At 61.9% G+C, this 19,233-nt stretch carries 19 protein-coding genes; 12 read left to right on the top strand and 7 right to left on the bottom strand.

The genetic code is table 11. The features are described 5' to 3' along the window. Positions 1-63: 63 nt before the first annotated feature. Complete coding sequence (locus E4O97_RS06980; protein ID WP_032880850.1) at positions 64-945, bottom strand: LysR family transcriptional regulator; 882 nt, start codon at positions 943-945, stop codon at positions 64-66. Between the two features lie 131 nt (positions 946-1,076). On the opposite strand from E4O97_RS06980, the gene E4O97_RS06985 reads away from it, so the two are divergent. From E4O97_RS06985 to dctM, 8 genes are all read left to right on the top strand, one after another. Then, entirely contained in the window at positions 1,077-1,895 is an 819-nt protein-coding gene (locus tag E4O97_RS06985) for a MaoC family dehydratase N-terminal domain-containing protein (protein ID WP_032880852.1), read from the top strand. Between the two features lie 28 nt (positions 1,896-1,923). Then, the gene (locus tag E4O97_RS06990) at positions 1,924-3,087 is read left to right on the top strand and encodes an acyl-CoA dehydrogenase family protein (protein ID WP_248161014.1); all 1,164 of its coding nucleotides are present in this window, start codon (positions 1,924-1,926) and stop codon (positions 3,085-3,087) included. A gap of 10 nt (positions 3,088-3,097) precedes the next feature. Then, positions 3,098-4,447 (top strand): MmgE/PrpD family protein, encoded by a 1,350-nt coding sequence (locus E4O97_RS06995; protein WP_248161015.1) that lies wholly within the window; start codon positions 3,098-3,100, stop codon positions 4,445-4,447. Between the two features lie 10 nt (positions 4,448-4,457). Further along, on the top strand, positions 4,458-5,651 hold the full coding sequence (locus E4O97_RS07000) for a CaiB/BaiF CoA-transferase family protein (RefSeq protein WP_248161016.1): 1,194 nt from the start codon (positions 4,458-4,460) through the stop codon (positions 5,649-5,651). Between the two features lie 14 nt (positions 5,652-5,665). Then, positions 5,666-6,481 (top strand): CoA ester lyase, encoded by an 816-nt coding sequence (locus E4O97_RS07005; protein WP_248161017.1) that lies wholly within the window; start codon positions 5,666-5,668, stop codon positions 6,479-6,481. Positions 6,482-6,627: 146 nt separating this feature from the next. Then, positions 6,628-7,611: a TRAP transporter substrate-binding protein gene (locus E4O97_RS07010; protein ID WP_005787905.1), complete on the top strand. Its 984-nt coding sequence runs from the start codon at positions 6,628-6,630 to the stop codon at positions 7,609-7,611. A gap of 161 nt (positions 7,612-7,772) precedes the next feature. Then, on the top strand, positions 7,773-8,405 hold the full coding sequence (locus tag E4O97_RS07015) for a TRAP transporter small permease (protein ID WP_005787907.1): 633 nt from the start codon (positions 7,773-7,775) through the stop codon (positions 8,403-8,405). After that, a complete protein-coding gene (gene dctM / locus E4O97_RS07020) occupies positions 8,405-9,685 on the top strand; it encodes a C4-dicarboxylate TRAP transporter large permease protein DctM (protein ID WP_122732263.1) in 1,281 nt (426 codons plus the stop codon). Before E4O97_RS07015 ends, dctM begins: the two co-directional genes overlap by 1 nt. A gap of 105 nt (positions 9,686-9,790) precedes the next feature. Here the strand turns inward: dctM and ampC are convergent, their stop codons facing one another. Then, entirely contained in the window at positions 9,791-10,930 is a 1,140-nt protein-coding gene (gene ampC / locus E4O97_RS07025) for a class C beta-lactamase (RefSeq protein ID WP_032880862.1), read from the bottom strand. 131 nt (positions 10,931-11,061) lie between these two features. Between ampC and E4O97_RS07030 the strand changes: the two genes are divergently transcribed. Further along, positions 11,062-11,934 carry a LysR family transcriptional regulator gene (locus tag E4O97_RS07030; protein WP_032880863.1) on the top strand — a complete coding sequence of 291 codons (873 nt, stop codon included), beginning with the start codon at positions 11,062-11,064 and terminating at the stop codon, positions 11,932-11,934. Between the two features lie 17 nt (positions 11,935-11,951). On the opposite strand, the gene yghX is transcribed toward E4O97_RS07030, so the two are convergent. Genes yghX through E4O97_RS07045 form a run of 3 tightly spaced genes read right to left on the bottom strand, consistent with a single transcriptional unit; the run spans position 11,952 to position 14,320 of the window. Further along, entirely contained in the window at positions 11,952-12,839 is an 888-nt protein-coding gene (gene yghX / locus E4O97_RS07035; protein WP_248161018.1) for a YghX family hydrolase, read from the bottom strand. 44 nt (positions 12,840-12,883) lie between these two features. Then, positions 12,884-13,378 carry a thioesterase gene (locus tag E4O97_RS07040; RefSeq protein ID WP_078821235.1) on the bottom strand — a complete coding sequence of 165 codons (495 nt, stop codon included), beginning with the start codon at positions 13,376-13,378 and terminating at the stop codon, positions 12,884-12,886. 51 nt (positions 13,379-13,429) lie between these two features. Then, positions 13,430-14,320 (bottom strand): DMT family transporter, encoded by an 891-nt coding sequence (locus E4O97_RS07045; RefSeq protein WP_078821236.1) that lies wholly within the window; start codon positions 14,318-14,320, stop codon positions 13,430-13,432. Positions 14,321-14,407: 87 nt separating this feature from the next. On the opposite strand from E4O97_RS07045, the gene E4O97_RS07050 reads away from it, so the two are divergent. Next, complete coding sequence (locus E4O97_RS07050) at positions 14,408-15,733, top strand: PLP-dependent aminotransferase family protein (RefSeq protein WP_248161019.1); 1,326 nt, start codon at positions 14,408-14,410, stop codon at positions 15,731-15,733. A 7-nt stretch (positions 15,734-15,740) separates the two neighbouring features. Here E4O97_RS07050 and E4O97_RS07055 read toward each other — a convergent pair whose 3' ends face one another. Then, a complete protein-coding gene (locus E4O97_RS07055; protein ID WP_032880870.1) occupies positions 15,741-16,166 on the bottom strand; it encodes a nuclear transport factor 2 family protein in 426 nt (141 codons plus the stop codon). 152 nt (positions 16,167-16,318) lie between these two features. Here E4O97_RS07055 and E4O97_RS07060 point away from each other — a divergent pair, with 152 nt between their 5' ends. After that, positions 16,319-16,534 carry a DUF6434 domain-containing protein gene (locus E4O97_RS07060; protein ID WP_078821237.1) on the top strand — a complete coding sequence of 72 codons (216 nt, stop codon included), beginning with the start codon at positions 16,319-16,321 and terminating at the stop codon, positions 16,532-16,534. A 477-nt stretch (positions 16,535-17,011) separates the two neighbouring features. On the opposite strand, the gene E4O97_RS07065 is transcribed toward E4O97_RS07060, so the two are convergent. Beyond that, positions 17,012-18,721, bottom strand: coding sequence for an amidase (locus tag E4O97_RS07065; RefSeq protein ID WP_248161020.1), 1,710 nt, complete (start codon positions 18,719-18,721; stop codon positions 17,012-17,014). Positions 18,722-18,831: 110 nt separating this feature from the next. Between E4O97_RS07065 and E4O97_RS07070 the strand changes: the two genes are divergently transcribed. Continuing rightward, positions 18,832-19,140, top strand: a complete 309-nt coding sequence (locus tag E4O97_RS07070; RefSeq protein ID WP_248161021.1) for a DUF2834 domain-containing protein — start codon at positions 18,832-18,834, stop codon at positions 19,138-19,140. Positions 19,141-19,233 lie beyond the last annotated feature (93 nt).

A 19,233-nucleotide genomic window follows, 5' to 3' on the forward strand; every position in this document is an offset into this window, starting at 1 on the left:
CGGGAAACTGTCAAAGACTGTTAACGGCCAACTGTAGGAGCGAACTTGCTCGCGCCTACAAGATCAGGGCATCAATGTGGCGATCAGTGCCCGAATGGTCCCCGGTAATGCCTCCAACTCGCGCACCAGAATGCTGCGCTCGCGAATCGCCCAAGGCTCGTCCAGCTTCACCGTCACCAACTGCATGGTGCGGCTGTGGCGCTGGGCGGCGGACTCGGGAATGATCCCGATGCCCACGCCGGCCTCGACCATCCGGCAGATCGCCTCGAAGCTCGACACCTGGATGCGCAGCGACAACTGCTTGCCCAGGCGCTCGACATGTTCGCGCAGGAAACTCAGCAGCGTGCTGCCTTCATGCAGGCCGATATGCTGGTAGGCGAGGGTTTGTTCGAGGGTGACCGAAGGCTGATCGGCCAAGGGATGCCCGACGGGCACCATCAGCACCAATTCATCCGTACTGAAATGCAGCACCTGCAAGCCAGCAGCTTCCACGGGACCGGCAATAATGCCCATGTCGCTGGTGCCATCGAGTACGCCGCGCACGATGTCCCGAGACAGGCGCTCCTGCAGGTCGACGGTCACGCCTGGGCGCTGGGACAAAAAGCCCGCCAGCACTTCCGGCAAGAACTCGGTGACCGCCGTGGTGTTGGCGAAGATGCGGATATGCCCGGCTGAGTCCACGCCGTATTGGGTGAACTCGCTTTTCAGGTAGTCCACCTGACGCATGATCAATCGCGCATGGTGCAACAGGCGCTCGCCCGCCGGGGTGATCTCCACGCCACGGCTGTCGCGGTACAACAGGCGGGTGTCGAGCTGACCTTCCAGGGCCTTGATCCGCGCACTGGCGGCGGCCGGCGACAGAAACGCGCGCTTGGCGCCCTGGGTCAGGCTGGGGGATTCGGCGATATGGATAAACAGGCGCAGGTCGGCGAGATCAAAGTGCATGCAAGACTCCCGGTACAGGGTGGCAGCGTTCAGCATAACCGAACGCTGGTTTATTGAAATGCAAATTCTCAGAACGGGCAGGCCCTTGCATGATCGGCAGCAGACACCCACTGCCTGAGGATCTGCACCCGATGAGCGCCACTGATTGGATCGGCCGAAGCGAGACCGCCCACGACCACCTGAGCCATAACCTGCTCAAGCGCATCGCCGCCACGTTCGGTGAAGGGGTGCCTGCCGACGGTGCAGCCGTACCCGCATTGTGGCAATGGTGCTTTTTCCAGGACCCGCTGCCGGAGTCGGCCCTGGGCAGCGATGGCCACCCGGCTCGCGGCGGGTTCTTGCCACCGGCCGATAACCGTAATCGCATGTGGGCCGGTGGGCGTATCGAGTTTGTGCACCCGCTGCGAGCCGGCGAGGCGGCGACCCGCGTGTCGACCATCACTCAGGTCGAAGAAAAGACCGGTCGCACCGGTTCGCTGTTGTTTGTCACGGTGCGCCACGACTATTCCCAGGCCGGGCGCCTGGCGATCCGCGAGGAACAGGACATCGTCTATCGCGAGCCCACGCCGCCCAAACCCGGCAGCGGCGATGCCCTGGTCCGGGGCGAATGGACAGAAGCGGTGGAACCGACACCAACCCTGTTGTTCCGCTACAGCGCCGTGACCTTCAACGGCCACCGCATCCATTACGACTATCCCTATGTCACCGCCACTGAAGGCTACAGCGGCTTGGTGGTGCATGGCCCACTGATCGCCACCTTGAGCCTGCGTGCGTTCTGCCGGGCGCACCCTGAAGCCACGCTGCGCCGTTTCATCTATCGCGGCGTGCGCCCGTTGATTGCACCGCAGCCGTTTGAAGTCGGCGGGCGCATCAGCGCAACCGGCGTCGCAGAACTTTGGGCTGGCAACGCTGAAGGTCTGGCGCAGACCGCCCAGGTGCATTTCGAATAACCCAAGAACAACAGGCGGAGAGCCGCGCATGAACCCCAATGACAACGAAGAACTCAATGCCATCCGCGAAGGCGTGCGCGCCTTGTGCGCCGAGTTCGATGCCGCCTACTGGCGCAGGATCGACGAAGACAAAGGCTTCCCCGAAGCCTTCGTCAAGGCCCTGACCGCTGCCGGCTGGCTGTCGGCAATGATCCCCGAAGAGTATGGCGGTTCCGGCCTGGGCCTGGCCGAAGCGTCGGTGATCCTCGAAGAGGTCAACCGTTGCGGCGGTAACTCCGGCACCGTGCATGGCCAGATGTACAACATGTTCACCCTGTTGCGTCACGGCAGCGAGGCGCAAAAGCGCTTCTACCTGCCCAAGCTGGCCAGCGGTGAACTGCGTCTGCAATCAATGGGCGTCACCGAGCCCACCACGGGCACTGACACCACCAAGATCAAGACCACCGCGATCAAACGCGGCGACAAGTACGTGATCAACGGCCAGAAAGTCTGGATCTCGCGAGTGCAGCATTCCGACCTGATGATCTTGCTGGCGCGCACTACACCCTTGGCCGAGGTGAAGAAAAAGTCCGAAGGCATGTCGATCTTCCTGGTCGACCTGCGCGAGGCCATCGGTAACGGCCTGACCGTGCAGCCCATCGCCAATATGGTCAACCATGAGACCAACGAACTGTTCTTCGACAACCTGGAATTGCCGGCCGACAGCCTGATTGGCGAAGAGGGCAAGGGCTTCAAATACATCCTCGATGGCCTCAATGCCGAGCGCACCCTGATCGCCGCCGAGTGCATCGGCGACGGCCGCTGGTTTATCGAAAAGGCCAGCGCCTATGCTCGCGACCGCGTGGTGTTTGGCCGGCCGATCGGGCAGAACCAGGGCGTGCAATTCCCGATTGCCGAAGCGCATATCGAGATCGAAGCGGCCGACTTGATGCGCTGGCGTGCCTGCGAGGAATACGACAGCGGCAAGAACGCCGGGGCCAGCGCCAACATGGCCAAGTACCTGGCGGCCAAGGCGTCGTGGGAGGCAGCCAACGCTTGCCTGCAAACCCACGGTGGCTTTGGTTTTGCCTGCGAATACGACGTGGAACGCAAATTCCGCGAGACGCGCCTGTACCAGGTGGCGCCGATTTCCACCAACCTGATCCTGTCCTACGTGGCCGAGCACCTGCTCGAACTGCCACGCAGTTTCTGAGGGCCTGAGCATGCGTCATACCCAAGCCCTGTGCCAATTCCTCGCTGATCTGACCTACTCGCAGTTGCCCGAGCACGTACTGGATCGCATCGAGGAGCTGTATCTGGATTGGCTCGCCTCGGCGCTGGCCAGCCAGGGCGCACACCCGATTCCCCTGTTCGAGCGCTATGCGCAGAAGATGGGGCCGAGCAGCGGCCCGGCCCAGGTGATCGTCAGCGGCGCCAGCAGCAGCGCGTATTTTGCGGCACTGGTCAATGCGGCATCGTCGCACCTGGTGGAGCAGGATGACCTGCACAACAGTTCGGTGCTGCACCCGGCCACGGTGGTGTTTCCCGCCGCGCTGGCGGCCGCCCAGGACCTGGGCAAATCGGGTCGCGATCTGTTGCTGGCTGCGGTGGCCGGTTATGAGGCCGGGATTCGCATCGGCGAGTTCCTGGGCCGCTCGCACTACCGCATCTTCCACACCACGGCCACCGTCGGCACCCTGGCGGCGGCGGTCGCCGTGGGCAAATTGCTCGACTTCAACCAGGAACAGTTCATCAACCTGCTCGGCAGTGCCGGCACTCAAGCGGCAGGGCTGTGGGAGTTCTTGCGTGATGCCGCCGACTCCAAGCAACTGCACACGGCCAAAGCCGCAGCGGATGGCTTGCTGGCAGCTTACCTGACAGCCGATGGATTGACCGGTGCGCGCAATATCCTTGAAGGCGATCAAGGCTTGGCGGCGGGCATGTCGAGTGATTCAGAGCCGAGCAAGTTGTCCGCTGATTTGGGTAGCCGCTGGGCGCTGGTGGAAACCTCGTTCAAGTTCCACGCCTCCTGCCGCCACACCCATCCCGCTGCGGATGCGCTACTGGACGTGATGCAGCGTGAAGGCTTGAGCGCGGCGCAAATCTCCCGAGTGGAAACCCGCGTGCATCAAGGCGCCATCGATGTGCTCGGCCGGGTGACGGTGCCGGCCACCGTGCACCAGGCCAAATTCTCCATGGGCACCGTGCTTGGCCTGATCGCGGTGCATGGCAAAGCAGGGTTGCCCGAGTTCCATGAACTGGCGTTGACCGACCCTGCGGTCGCGGCCTTTCGCGACAAGGTCAGCATGACCCTCGACCCCGAGGTCGATAGTGCCTATCCGCAACGCTGGCTGGGCCGTGTCATCGTCACCACCACTGACGGGCGCACGCTGCACGGTGCCATCGACGAGCCCAAGGGCGACCCGGGCAACACCCTGAGCCGCGTCGAACTGGCGGATAAGTTCCAGCGCCTGACTCACTTCAGCGGCGCCCGTACCCCCGCCCAGGCAAGTGGCCTGATCGAGCAGGTATGGAACCTGCGTAACACCGTGTCCATGGCCCATTGGCTTTGAGGGATTTGTCATGAGTAATCAACGACCGCTGGACGGCATCACGGTTGTCAGCCTGGAACACGCGATTGCCGCGCCATTCTGTACCCGCCAATTGGCCGATCTCGGCGCCCGCGTGATCAAGGTCGAGCGCCCCGGTGTCGGTGACTTTGCCCGAGGTTATGACGAACGCGTGCGCGGCCTGGCATCGCATTTCGTCTGGACCAACCGTTCAAAGGAAAGCCTGACCCTGGACCTCAAGCAGGACGAGGCGGGCGCAATCCTTGAAGCGCTGCTGGCCGATGCCGATGTGCTGGTGCAAAACCTTGCACCCGGCGCGGCGGCGCGCATGGGCTTGTCGTTCGAGGTACTGCATCAACGTTTTCCAAGGCTGATCGTCTGCGATATTTCCGGTTATGGCGAAGGCGGGCCCTACGAGAAAAAGAAAGCCTACGACTTGTTGATCCAGAGCGAAGGCGGCTTCCTGTCGGTGACTGGCGGCCCGGGTGATGAGCAGATGGCCAAGGCCGGCTGCTCCATCGCGGATATCTCCGCGGGCATGTATGCCTACAGCGGCATTCTTTCGGCGTTGCTGCTGCGGGGCACGACCGGTAAGGGCAGCCGTATCGATGTGAGCATGTTGGAAAGCCTGGTGGAGTGGATGGGCTACCCGATGTATTACGCCTTCGACGGCGCGCCGCCGCCCCCGCGTGCGGGCGCAGCACATTCGACGATTTACCCCTATGGGCCGTTTCCCACTGGTGATGGCGGCACGGTGATGCTCGGGTTGCAGAATGAGCGCGAGTGGGCGGCGTTCTGCGACAAGGTACTGCTCACCCCGGCGCTGGCGACGGACGAACGTTTCAGCGCCAACTTCAAGCGTTCGGCCAACCGCGAGGCGCTGCGCCAGATTATCGTGGACAGCTTTGCCCGGTTGGACGCCGAGGCGGTGATTCAGCGTCTGGAGGATGCGCAGATCGCCAGCGCGCGGGTCAACGATATGCAAGGCGTATGGGCCCACCCTCAACTCAAGGCCCGCGACAGTTGGCGTGAAGTCGACAGCCCGGCCGGGCCGTTGCCCTCGCTGCTGCCACCAGCGCGTAACGCCGCGTTTACCCCGCGCATGGATGGTGTGCCGGCACTGGGGCAACACAGCCAGGGCATTCTCGACCAGCTGGGTTATTCCGGTGAGGCCATCGACAGCCTGCGTGCGCGCGGCGTTATCTGATCAGGAAGTGTGCGATGCCAAAGCCTTTAGTTCGTTCAGCGTTGTTTGTGCCGGGCAGCCGCCCGGAGCGGTTCGCCAAAGCCTTGGCCAGCGGCGCCGACGCAGTGATTGTGGATTTTGAAGACGCCGTGGAAGAGCCGCTCAAGCGCCAGGCCCGGGACAATCTGGGGATGTTCCTGCAGGCCCACCCCGAGGCTCAGGTGTGGGTGCGCATCAATGCGCCGGAACACGTCGAGCATTTTGAGGATGTGGCGTTCTGCAAGGCTCATGCAAATGTCGCGGGTGTGCTGCTCCCCAAGGTCGAGAGCGCAGCCCAGGTCGCCGTAGTGGCTGCCACCGGCAAACCCATCTGGCCGATCATCGAAAGCGCTCGCGGCTTGTTGGCGGTGGCCGAGATTGCCCATGCTCCGCTGGTAGAGCGGCTGTCGTTCGGTGGCTTGGACCTGGCCCTGGATCTGAACCTGAGCAGCCATTCCCGCGCTGCTGAGTTTGCCCTCGACCAGGCGCGCCTGTCACTGATCGTGCATTCCCGCGCCGCCGACCTGGTGGCACCGCTGGACGGCGTACATCCGGCCATCGACGACCCTGAGGGCCTGCGCAGTTCGATCCGGCACGCCTATGAAATGGGCTTTGCCGGGGCGTTGTGTATTCATCCCAAGCAGGTGCCGGTGATTCACCAGGCGTTGGCGCCCAGCGCCGAAGAACTGGCCTGGGCCAAGCGGGTAGTGGAGGCGAGTGCCCATGGGGCAGGGGCCTATCAGATTGATGGGCAGATGGTGGATGCGCCGGTGTTGCTGCGGGCACAGAGACTGCTGGCTGCCCAACCCTGACTGGATAAGCCTTCCCACAGGATCGACATGCTCCTTGAGGTTGGTGTTCGGCCAGGCCGAACGCAGGTATCTAAAATTCGAAATTCTCAATATGCAGCACATCAGGCACTTTGCCTTACAACACAACAATAAGAAGGTGATTTCCCATGCTCAAGCTCTCTCGGGCGCTGCTGTGCGCCGCCACCTTGTTCGCCGCGGGCCTGGCCCAGGCGGCTGACCCGATTGTGATCAAGTTCGCCCACGTGGTGGCCGAGAACACGCCCAAAGGCCAGGGCGCGCTGCTGTTCAAGAAGCTCGCCGAAGAACGCCTGCCCGGCAAGGTCAAGGTCGAGGTGTACCCCAACTCGTCGCTGTTCGGCGATGGCAAGGAAATGGAAGCGTTGCTGTTGGGTGACGTGCAGATGCTGGCGCCGTCCCTGGCCAAGTTCGAGCAGTACACCAAACAGGTGCAGATCTACGACCTGCCGTTCCTGTTCAACGACCTGGCTGCCGTCGACCGTTTCCAGGCCGCCCAGGGCAAGCAACTGCTGACTGCAATGCAGGACAAGAACATTCTCGGCCTGGCCTATTGGCACAACGGCCTCAAGCAACTCTCCGCCAACAAGGCCCTGCACGAACCCAAGGACGCCCGTGGCCTGAAGTTTCGCGTGCAAGCCTCCAGCGTGCTTGAAGAGCAGTTCAAGGCGATCCGCGCCAACCCGCGCAAGATGAGCTTTGCCGAGGTTTACCAGGGCTTGCAGACCGGCACCGTGAATGGCACTGAGAACACCTGGTCGAACTATGAAAGCCAGAAGGTCAACGAGGTGCAGAAGTATTTCACCGAGTCCAACCATGGCCTGATCGACTACATGGTGATCACCAACGCCAAGTTCTGGAACGGCCTGGCGCCGGATGTGCGCAGCACGCTGGAGCAGATCATGGCCGAAGTCACTGTCGAGGTGAACAAGCAGGCCGAAGCGCTGAACCAGTCGGCCAGGCAGAAGATCATCGATGCCAAGACCAGCGAGATCATCGAACTGACCCCCGAGCAACGCACGCTCTGGCGCGAAGCCATGCGCCCGGTGTGGCAGAAGTTCGAAGGCCAGATCGGGGCTGAGCTGATCAAGGCAGCGGACGCTTCCAACCAATAATCCCAGGGTGTACTGAGATCCAATGTGGGAGGCGGCTTGCTCCCGATAGCGGTGGATCAGAGACAGATCTGCAAGCTGACACATTGCTATCGGGAGCAAGCCCCCTCCCACATTTGGGCAAGTTCCACCCTGGTATTTCATTTGCCTCGCGAGGTTTTGCCATGCAAACGCTAAGGCGCGTCTGGGAGCACCTGGAGGAAGGCTTTATTGCCTTCCTGCTGGCCGCCATGACCCTGGTGACATTCGTCTACGTCATGCTCAATAACATCTACACCCTGTTCTTTGCTCTGGCGGATAAATGGGCCTGGAGCAGTCACTTCTTCAATGCCCTGGGCGACACCACCATGACCTGGGCCCAGGACATGACCTGGAGCGTGGCGCTGACCAAGGCCATGTTCGGCTGGTTGATTTTCTTCGGTATTTCCTACGGTGTACGCACTGCCGGCCACCTGGGCGTGGACGCGCTGGTCAGGTTGACCAAACGCCCGGTACAACGCTTGCTCGGGATGCTCGCCTGCCTGTGCTGCCTGGCCTACGCCGGCCTGTTCATGGTCGCCAGCTACAAGTGGGTGAGTGCGGTAATGACCGCGCATATCGGTGCCGAGGACCTTGACCAGTTCGGTATCGACGTCGGTGACATCGTGGTGATCGTGCCTATCGGTTTTGCCTTGGTATTGATTCGCTACCTGGAAATTTTCTACCGCATTTTTACCCACCGCCAGGTCGGGTTGGGATTGGCCGATGAGGCCGGGGAGGCCAGCAAGTTGGCCGGCAGCCATGAGGAGCGTCACTGATGGCCGTGCTCTGTCTGTTTCTGCTGTTGTTCGTGTTCATGTTCCTTGGCGTGCCGATTGCGATTTCCCTGGGGCTGTCCGGCGCGGTGTCGATCCTGATGTTCAGCCAGGACTCGGTGAGCTCCCTGGCGATCAAGCTGTTTGAAACCAGCGACGCCTATACCTTCCTGGCGATCCCGTTCTTCCTGCTGTCCGGTGCCTTTATGACCACTGGTGGCGTGGCTCAGCGGCTGATCGACTTTGCCAATGCCTGTGTCGGTCATATCCGTGGCGGTCTGGCGATTGCGGCGGTGCTGGCCTGCATGTTGTTTGCGGCGCTGTCCGGCTCGTCACCGGCCACGGTGGCGGCGGTGGGCTCGATTGCCGTGGCAGGCATGGTGCGTTCCGGTTATCCGAAGGAGTTTGGTGCGGGGATCATCTGCAACGCCGGGACCTTGGGTATCCTGATTCCGCCTTCGATTGTGATGGTGGTGTATTCGGCGGCGACCGAAACCTCAGTGGGCAAGCTGTTCATGGCTGGGGTGATCCCGGGACTGTTGCTGGGCCTGATGTTGATGATCGCGATCTACATCGTCGCGCGTATCAAGAAGCTACCCGCGCAACCACGGGCGACGTTCCGCGAGTGGCTCAGTTGCGCACGCCGGGCGTTCTGGGGCCTGTTGCTGTTGGTGATCATCCTCGGCGGTATCTACAGCGGCATGTTCACCCCGACTGAAGCCGCAGCGGTGGCGGCGGTGTACTCGGCGTTTGTCGCGCTGTTCATCTACAAGGACATGACGCTGCGCGACTGCCCCAAGGTGCTGCTGGAGTCGGGGCGCTTGTCGATCATGCTGATGTTCATCATCGCCAACGCCATGCTGTTTGCCCATGTGCTGACCACGGAGCAGATCCCCCAGGAAATCACTGCGTGGGTGATCTCCGAAGGGCTGACGCCGATTGGTTTTCTGATCATGGTCAACGTGGTGCTACTGATTGCCGGCAGCTTTATGGAGCCTTCGGCGATTGTGTTGATCCTGGCGCCGATCTTCTTCCCGATTGCGATGAAGCTGGGCATTGATCCGATTCACTTGGGCATCGTGATGGTGGTGAATATGGAAATCGGCCTGGTGCACCCGCCGGTGGGGTTGAACCTGTTCGTGACTTCGGCGGTGACCGGGTTGACGCTGGGGCAGACCATCCGCGCGGCCATGCCGTGGTTGATGATTCTGTTGGTGTTCCTGATCATGGTCACTTATTTGCCGTTCATTTCCCTCGCGCTGCCGCAGTGGCTGGGGATGTAAGATGGGAGGGGGCTTGCTCCCGATAGCAGTGGGTCAGTCACAGATGTGCTTTCTGACACCCCCTCATCGGGAGCAAGCCCCCTCCCACATGTTTTGTGTTGGGCGCTATTGATCCATCGCACTCAAGATCGCATGGGCCACTTTTACCCGCTCGGCATTCGGGTAGTTCTTGTTGGCCAGAATCACCACGCCCATATCCTTGCTCGGCACATACGCCACATACGCACCAAAGCCACCGGTAGAGCCGGTCTTGTTGTACAACACGTTGGCCGGCTGCGCCTGGGCCGGGTTGAGCCAGGTGACCTTGTGCGGCTCCATTGCCATCGGTGTTGAGTTACCGTCGATCAACGCTTGCAGGGTGATGGGGTAGGGGTAGCGCTCCCAGCCCAGGCCCTGGGTCATGCCGTTCACGGTGTAGTAGCCAGCGTGGGTGGCGGCGATGGCCTGTTGCACGGGCTGTTCCAGGGTTTGCGGGTGCATGTTCGCAATGACATAGCGGGCGAGGTCCTGGCTGGTGGTCTTGAGCCCGTAGGCTTCACTGTCCAGCGCGCCGGGGCTGACGCGCACAGGTTTTTGCTGCTTGTCATAGCCTTGGGCATATTGGCTGGCTTTGTCCGTGCGCACGCTGACATACGTGTTGGTCAACCCTAGCTTGGGCAGCAGCGTCTTCTCCATGGCAACGTTGAACGGCTGGCCCAGGCTTTGCGCGGTCAGGTAGCCGAACAGGCCGATGCTGGGGTTGGAGTACAAGCGTTGTTCACCCGCAGCGTAAGTCGGCTTCCAATGCTGGAAGTAGCCCAGCATGGTCGATGCACTGTCGGCTGCATCCGGAAATTGCAGCGGCAAGCCGCCAGGGGTATAGGTCGCCAGTTGCAGCAGGCTGATGCGATCGAACGCGCTGCCGGCCAGGGACGGCAAGTACTGGCTGGCTGTGTCCGACAGCTTGAGCTTGCCGATGGCCTGGGCATAACCACCAAGGGTAGCGGTGAAGGTTTTACTTACCGAGCCGATTTCGAACAGCGTGTTTTGAGTGACCGCGGCCTGGGTGTCCTTGGCGGCTACGCCGTAATTAAAGTATTGCACCTTGCCCTGGTTCACCACCGCGACTGCAAGGCCGGGGATGCCTTGCTGTTGCATCAAGGGTTTGACGTTGCTGTCCACGACCTGGCGTATATCGGTGGCGGCCATACAGCCGCCGGATACGAGCAGCAAAGCTGAAACCAGGTACTTTGGCTGATATTTCATGGTGATTCGCTTCCATGTAAAGGTGGCAATGATGATCGGAGCCTGCGCAGGCGTGGCAAATCTAGGTGGATTTTATACCCGGAGCAAACGATGATATCTCGCACCAGCCATTAGAAAAATTGGGGTAAGCCTTGCTGCGTTCCCATCTGCCCCTCAATGCCCTGCGCGCTTTTGAAGCCTCGGCGCGCCATTTGAGCTTTACCCGCGCGGCCATCGAGCTATGCGTGACCCAAGCCGCAGTCAGCCATCAAGTCAAAAGCCTCGAAGCGCAGCTCAATGTCACGCTGTTCAAGCGCCTGCCACGCGGCCTGATGCTCACTCGCGAAGGCGAAACCCTGTTGCCGGTGTTGCGTGAAGCCTTCGACCGTATTGCCCACACCCTGGGCCAGTTCGAGGGCGGTCACTACCGCGAGGTGCTGACAGTGGGCGCGGTCGGCACCTTCGCCGTGGGCTGGCTATTGCCTCGTTTGGCGGATTTCCACAGCCGCTATCCGTTTATTGATTTGCGCCTGTCCACTCACAACAACCGCGTTGATGTCGCTGCCGAGGGCTTGGATTACGCCATTCGGTTTGGCGCAGGCGCCTGGCATGGCACCGAGGCCTGCCCTTTGCTGGAAGCCCCGCTGACGGTGTTGTGCGTGCCGCAGATTGCCGAGCAATTGCACAGCCCGGCCGACGTGTTGAAGCACACCTTGCTGCGCTCTTACCGTGCCGATGAGTGGAGCCTTTGGTTGCAGGCTGCCGGGTTGCCGGCAGACACCCTGGTACCGCGCAGTATCGTGTTCGACTCGTCGCTGGCGATGATGGAGGCCGCCCTGCAAGGCAGCGGTGTGGCCCTGGCGCCAGCGTTGATGTTTTCACGCCAGTTGGAAAGCGATGTGATCCGCCAGCCGTTCGATGTGGGGATCACGACCGGCAGTTATTGGTTGACCCGTTTGCAGTCACGCAATGAGACACCCGCGATGTCTGCGTTCAAGGGGTGGTTGCAGACGTGTATTGAATAAGAATGTGGGAGGGGCGGCTAGGCGAGGTATTTGCGGAACCAGCCCAGGGTGCGCTCCCAGGCCAGGTTGGCTGCTGGCTCGTCATACCGCGGCGTTGAGTCATTGTGAAAACCGTGGTTGGCGCCTTGGTAGATGTAAGCCTCATACGTCGTGCCCGCAGCTTTCAACGCCTGCTCATACGCCGGCCAACCCTCATTGATCCGCGTATCCAGTTCCCCGAAATGCAACATGATCGGTGCCTTGATGCGCGGCACGTCTTTGGCCTCGGGTTGGCGCCCGTAGAACGACACCGCAGCGCCCAGTTCCGGGTAGGCCACCGCCGCCGCGTTGGTCACGCCGCCGCCGTAACAGAAGCCGGTGATGCCGACTTTGCCGGTACTGCTGTCGTGGTGCATCAGCCATTCGATGGCGGCGAAGAAGTCGTTCATCAGTTTGGTCGGGTCGACAGTCTGTTGCAGCGCCACGCCTTTTTCATCGTTGCCGGGGTAGCCGCCCACGGACGTCAGGCCATCGGGTGCCAGGGCAATGAAGCCGGCTTTGGCCAGGCGCCGGGCCACGTCTTCGATATAGGGGTTCAGGCCACGGTTTTCATGCACCACCACCACGGCGGGCAGTTTTGCCGCAGCCTTGGACGGGCGCACCAGGTAGCCGCGCACCGTGCCGTTGCCCTTGGGCGAAGGGTAGGTGATGTAGTCGGCGACGATATCCGGATCGGTGAATTTGACCTGTTCGGCCAGGGCGTAGTTGGGGCTCAGGGCTGCCAGCAGCGCCGAGGCGGTGAGGCCGCCCAAGGTGAACAGCGCGGCACGGTCGAGAAACTCGCGGCGGTTGATCTTGCCGTGGGCGTAGCCGTCGTAGAGTTCCAGCAGTTCGGGAGCAAAGTCCTTGGCGGTAAGACGGGGCATGGGTGCAGTCCTCGATCAGCGGTTGCAGTCACTGTAGACCAGGATCACACCTCGCGACCATGGGCGGCCGCGGCCAATTGACCGGTGTCGACGCGTACGAAAACTGAATCGCCGATGGCCGTGAGCACGTCACCGGCGTACACCTCGCAGACCACGCGGCTTTTGCGCCCGATGTCGCCTTCGACCCGTGCGCGCAGGGTCAGTGGCACGCCCATCGGTGTGGGCTTGATGAATTTGATCCCCAGGTTGCCGGTGACGCAGTCGATGCGCGGCAGGCTGCCGGGTTCGCGCTGTTCGGCGCGGTAGTGGTAGGCCATGGCGGTCCAGTTGGAATGGCAATCCACCAGCATGGCGATCAGGCCGCCGTAGACCAGGTCTGGCCAGCCGCTGTATCTGGCTTCGGGTTGATGCTCGGCGACCACGTGTACGCCATCTTCGGCCCAGCGGCTCTTGATATGCAGGCCATGGGGGTTGCTGCTGCCGCAGCCGTAGCAGATGCCTTCTGGCGCGGTGATGTCTTGGAGAGAAGCGGTGGTCATGCAAAGTCCTTGTTATTGTTCAGGCGACTTCCCTGTTTAGCAGGCCACGCGTCAGCGGGCAAACTTCTTCGCCCCGGCCACGCAGCCGATCACCGCGAACGTCACCAGCACCATGCCCAGGCTGACCTGCTCATGCAGCAGGCCCGCGGCCAGCGCCAGGCCGAAGAAAGGTTGCAGCAGCTGCAACTGGCCGACTGCGGCAATGCCGCCCTGGGCCAGGCCGCGGTACCAGAACACAAAGCCGATCAACATGCTGAACAGCGCCACGTACCCCAGGCTCAGCCACGCCGGCAGGCTAATGCCGCTGAGGGTCGAAGGCGCCAGCAGCAGGCTCAACGGTGCCACCAGCGGCAGCGACACCACCAGCGCCCAACAAATCACCTGCCAGCCACCCAGGCTGCGCGACAGCTTGGCGCCTTCGGCATAACCCAGGCCGCAGACCAGCACCGCCAACAGCATCAACAAGTCGCCTGCAGGGGCGGCGCTCAAGCCTTGGGCAAAGGCGTAACCCATCACCAACAGGCTGCCCAGGATGGAAAACAACCAGAACACTGGCTTGGGTCGCTCGCCGCCACGCAGCACGCCAAATACCGCCGTGGCCAGGGGCAGCAGGCCGATGAAGACGATTGAATGGGCCGAGGTCACGTATTGCAGGGCCAGGGCTGTGAGCAGTGGGAAGCCGATCACCACGCCCAGAGCGACGATCACCAAGGGAGCCCATTGCTGACGGGTGGGGCGTTTTTGCTTGAATAGCCACAACAGGCAGCCCCCCAGCAGGGCGGCGAGGGTGGCGCGGATCATGGTCAGGAACACCGGGTCGAACTCCATGACCGCCAGGCGCGTGGCCGGCAGCGATCCGCTGAAAATCACCACGCCGATAAAACCGTTGATCCAACCCTGAGTGCTGACATCCAGGGTGCCGAAGCGGGCGATGCGTTCCATGGCGGTATGTCCGAAAGTGGGGTTGCGTGCGGCTCATCCTAGGGCTGAAGATTAGGACAATCAAAAAATTGTCATGGATACATCCCGATGCCCCGTGCGCGCTACAAATTGCTGGTCGATACCTTCGCCGAGGCCATCCGCAGTGGGCAGATGCCTGCCGGCGCGCGCTTGCCCACCCATCGTCAGTTGGCCGCTGAGCATGGCTTGGCACTGGTCACCGCGAGCCGGGTGTACAGCGAGTTGGAAGCCATGGGCCTGGTCAGTGGCGAGACCGGTCGCGGTACCTTCGTGCGTGAAATCACCTTGCCGCCGGGGCAGGGCAGCGGGCAGATGACGGTGGCGCCGGGCCTGCTCGACCTGAATTTCAACTACCCGTCCTTGCCTGGGCAGGCCGAGCTGTTGCGCACGGCGTTGCGCCAGTTGGCGTTGTCGGGCGATCTGGAGGCACTGCTGCGTTACCAGCCCCATGCAGGGCGCGTGCATGAGCGCGCCGCCATGGCCCGGCACTTGTTGAATCGAGGACTCACGGTGGCCGCCGAGCAGGTACTGGTGGTCAGCGGCGCCCAGCACGGCTTGGCGGTGACCCTGATGACGTTGCTCAAGCCTGGGGATGTGATCGCGGTGGATGCGCTGACTTATCCGGGCTTCAAGGCGCTGGCCGAAACCCTGCACCTGGAAATCGTCGCCATCCCGGTGACCACGGCCGGCCCGGACCTGGACCATCTGCATAGCCTGTGTCGCCAGCGCCCGGTACGTGCGGTATACAGCATGCCAACCCTGCATAACCCGCTGGGCTGGGTACTGAGCCTGGAGCAGCGCAAGCGTTTGGTGGCGATTGCCCGGCAGCACAACCTGATGATCGTCGAGGATGGCGCCTATGCGTTTCTCGCCGAAGATGCACCTGCGCCGTTGGCGGCACTGGCCCCGGAGCGCACGGTGTATGTGGGTGGGCTGTCCAAGAATGTCGCCGCCGGTTTGCGCATAGGGTTTATCGCGGCGCCTTCAGCTTGGGTGAGCAGGTTGGAACGTACGATCATGGCCACCACCTGGAGCGTGCCAGGCGTGATGAGTGCCATTGCAGTGGCCTGGCTCGAAGACGGTACGGTGGCGCAACTGGAGGCGCAAAAACGCGCGGATGCCCAAGCCCGCCAGGCACTGGCAGCCCAAGTGCTGACGGGCGTGCGGTATGTCAGCCATCCGTCATCGTATTTTTTGTGGCTGCCTTTGGCAGAAGAGGCTCGCGCCGATCAAGTCGCCATGACCTTGCAGCGCGAAGGCATTTGCGTGTCCACCGCCGAACCGTTCGCAGTCTCGGCCCAGGTGCCCCACGCACTGCGCGTGGCCCTGGGGTCGGTGCCGATGGCGCAGTTGCGTGGGGCCCTGGAGACGATACGCAAAGTGGTGGCGTGGTGAGCTGTGCTCAGTATTTGTAAGCCTGGCGCCCGATCAGTAGCCACTTGCCGTGTTGTTTCTGCCAGACCTGGAAGTTGTCGATATCGGTTGGCGTGTCCACACCACTGTTCACCGCCAGGGCATGGAAGTGGTTGCGCACCAGGGCGGTATCGCCATTAAGGGTGATGGTCTGGTTCTGCATTTCCAGAGTCTTGAAGGCGCTGGTGTGGGTTTGCAGGTCGGCGATAAATTGCGCCTTGTTCTGCACTTTGCCGCTGGAGTGGCCGTAGGTGAGCGTGTCGGATGTCAGCGCGTGCAGTTGCTTGACGTCCAGGTGCAACATGGCTTGGGTCAGTTGGTCGACTGCCTGGGCCACTTCCTTTTCGGCAGGGGCGGCGGCGACGTAGCCGGAAAACAGGCACAGGAAGCCGATCAGCACTTTGAGGTTGGGCATGGGTGTTCCTTGTTTTTGTTGGGTGGATACGACGAGGTATGTCGTCGTACAACCATGCAATAATTTCGGCAGGGAAGGAAAGTGAAATTTTGAAATGGGCTGAGATGATTCGAGGTTAGAGTGGTAACCAGCACCCCATAGCCGAGGTAAAAATGGCTTTTGACTGGCACAGCGACCCTCTCACCCGTGGGACACCGGTGACCCCGGGCTATAAAAACACTCAGAACGTGCGCCGTTTCATGCGTGAACAGTGCGGGCCGACGTTCAAGTTCAACCGCCCCTTTATGGCGTGGATTCTCAATGGCGCCCCCAAGACTATGGGTGATGTGGTGGACGAGTGGCAGCGTCGCGAGGTGACGCTGCCCTAAGCCACGGTGCTTGATTGCAAATACAGCAAAATGTGGGAGGGGGCTTGCTCCCGATGGCGGCCTCAGGGCCGACCAGGGTGCTGGGTCAGACCGAGTACATATCCGTTATTTGGGTAACGACTGCTATTGGTTCCGCTCTTACAGCGGCTCACTTTTGAAAAGCGCAAAAGTAACCAAAACGCTCTTGCCCACCACTCGGCACCTCGCTTAGGCTCGGTGTGCCCGTAATCCGACAGGGATTTGGGGGGCCGCCGCCACGCGCCATCCATGGCGCGGGGCGGCTAAAACCGGCATCCCTGCCGGTTTACCCCCCAAATCCCTGTCGAATTCCGGCCAGCGTGGTTTGACGGGGCGCCTCAGATCAAAAGCAGATCAAAAGCAGATCAAGAGCAAGATCAAGAGCGGCTCGCTTCGCATCGTGGTTACTGTTGGCGACTGCAAAGTTGTGTAGATATTCCTCACTCATTTGAATTGCGTTTATTCGCTGGGCAGCGGCGGTGTGCGCGGAGGGATCACGCGTTTGCTGCCGGTGGCTTCAAACGCTGCGGCAAAGCGCAGCAGCGCCGAATCATCATAAGCACGCCCGGCAAACGTCAGCCCTACCGGCATACCGATATCCGCCATCACGCCCATCGGCACGGTGACGGTGGGCACGCCCAGGTGGCGAATCGCAAGGTTACCGTTGGCCACCCACACGCCGTTGCTCCAGGCGATGTCGGCAGACGCTTCGTTCACGTCGGCATCGGCCGGGCCTACATCGGCTACGGTCGGGAAGAGCACGGCGTCGAGGCCGAGGTTGTCCATCCAGTCTTCCAGATCCAGGCACCGGGTTGTTTCCAGGCCACGCAGGCCATTGGGCACGGTACCGATCTGGTCCCACGGTGTGATGCCGCGTTGGGCCATGCGCACGTATTCATCCATGCCGGCGGCGAGGTCGTCTTCACGGTTGGGCAGGGTGCCGGGGTCGTGGGGGAAGATCTTTGGTCCGTCCACATCCGCCAGGCGGTTGAGCGCCGGATCGTTGTTGGCGCGCAGGAAGTCATCGAAGGCCCAGGCAGACAGCTCCCACAGTTCGTCGTGGAGGAACTCCTTGGACACCAGGCCACGGGTAAACACCGTTGGCGCGCCGGGGCGGTCGCCTTCGCAGTTGGATACCAGCGGGAAATCCACCTCGATCACTTCGGCGCCGGCGGCCTCCAGCGCCTGGCGAGCGGCTTGCCACAACTCGATCACCGTGGCGCGGGTATTGATCCTTTGCCCGGTGGGCCCGCCGATACCGGGTTTTTCGCTGGTGCCGGCGTCGGGGTCGGCATTGATGTACATGCGCGGCACGCCAAAGCGCTTGCCGGCCAGGCTTTCGCTGCTGGTGGCCAGTGCGGCGTATGAGGCCGGGCGCACCGAGGTGACGCTGGGGATCGGTACCCAGGGTTGCAGGCGCCACAGGTCGCCGCGCTTGTCGGGGTCTTCGGCCACCACGACGTCGAGCACTTCCAACAGGTCGGCCATGGTGCGCGCATACGGCACCACGACGTCCATCGTCGGGGTCAATGGCCAGTTGCCGCGTACCGAAATCACCCCACGGGAAGGCGTATAGGCACACAAACCATTGTTGGAGGCCGGGCCGCGGCCACTCGACCAGGTTTCTTCAGCCAGGCCAAACGCTGCAAAGCTGGCGGCGGTGGCAGTGCCCGCGCCGTTGGAAGAACCGGACGCAAATGGCGCGGTCAGGTAGTCGGCGTTGTAAGGGCTTTCGGCGCGGCCATACACGCCACGCTGCATGCCGCCATTGGCCATCGGCGGCATGTTGGTCTTGCCCAGGCAGATCGCGCCACCGGCACGCAGACGCTCAATGGTGAAGGCATCGCGCTGGGCCACCAGCTTGGCAAACGCCGGGCTGCCGGATGCGGCCGTCAGACCTTTGACCAGGTAACTGTCCTTGGCCGTGTAGGGAATACCCTCCAACGGTCCCAGGGTCTGGCCCTTGGCGCGGCGCGCATCCGACGCCTCGGCTTCTTTCAGGGCGTCAGGGTTGCGCACCACCACGGCGTTCAGCGCCGTAGCTGTCTGCGGGCCATCGTAGGCATCGATCCGTGCCAGGTATGCCTGGACCAGTTCAACGGCCGTGGTCTGCCCGGCTTCAAGCGCAGCGCGCAATTGGGCAATGGAGACTTCAGTAACTTGCATCACGTTTTTTCGCCGCCTTCACGTGGGGGGATGGCGGCAGTCTACGTACAGATATTTCACAAAACCAGCTAAGGTGGCCGCGATGACTACCATTGCGCTTCAAGGAAGAGACCATGCACAGACCCTATATTGCTCTGGCTGCCCTGCTGGGATTTACCCTCTACACGGCGGCGACGATGCTCACGGCCGAGCAATCACTGCTGGCATTTGGACGCGAGCTGATGTCGCGGCCTGATACCGCACAAGTGGTGATTGACCTGTATTTGATGGCGGTGCTGGCGTGTGCGTGGATGTACCGGGACGCGCGCGGACGAGGGCGCTCCGTGGCGTCGTTGATCCCGTATTTCCTGTTGACGGCGGTGTTCGTGTCGGTAGGGCCGCTGCTGTATATCGTCGTTAATGGGTTCTCGCGACGCACCTGACGGTAGATGCCAACGACAGTAACCACGATGCGAAGCGAGCTGCTCTTGATCTTGATCTGCTTTTGATCTTAGGCGCCCCGTCAAACCACGCTG

Origin of the sequence: Pseudomonas sp. W15Feb34, assembly GCF_023127765.1 — a bacterium.
Lineage (GTDB): Bacteria > Pseudomonadota > Gammaproteobacteria > Pseudomonadales > Pseudomonadaceae > Aquipseudomonas > Aquipseudomonas synxantha_A.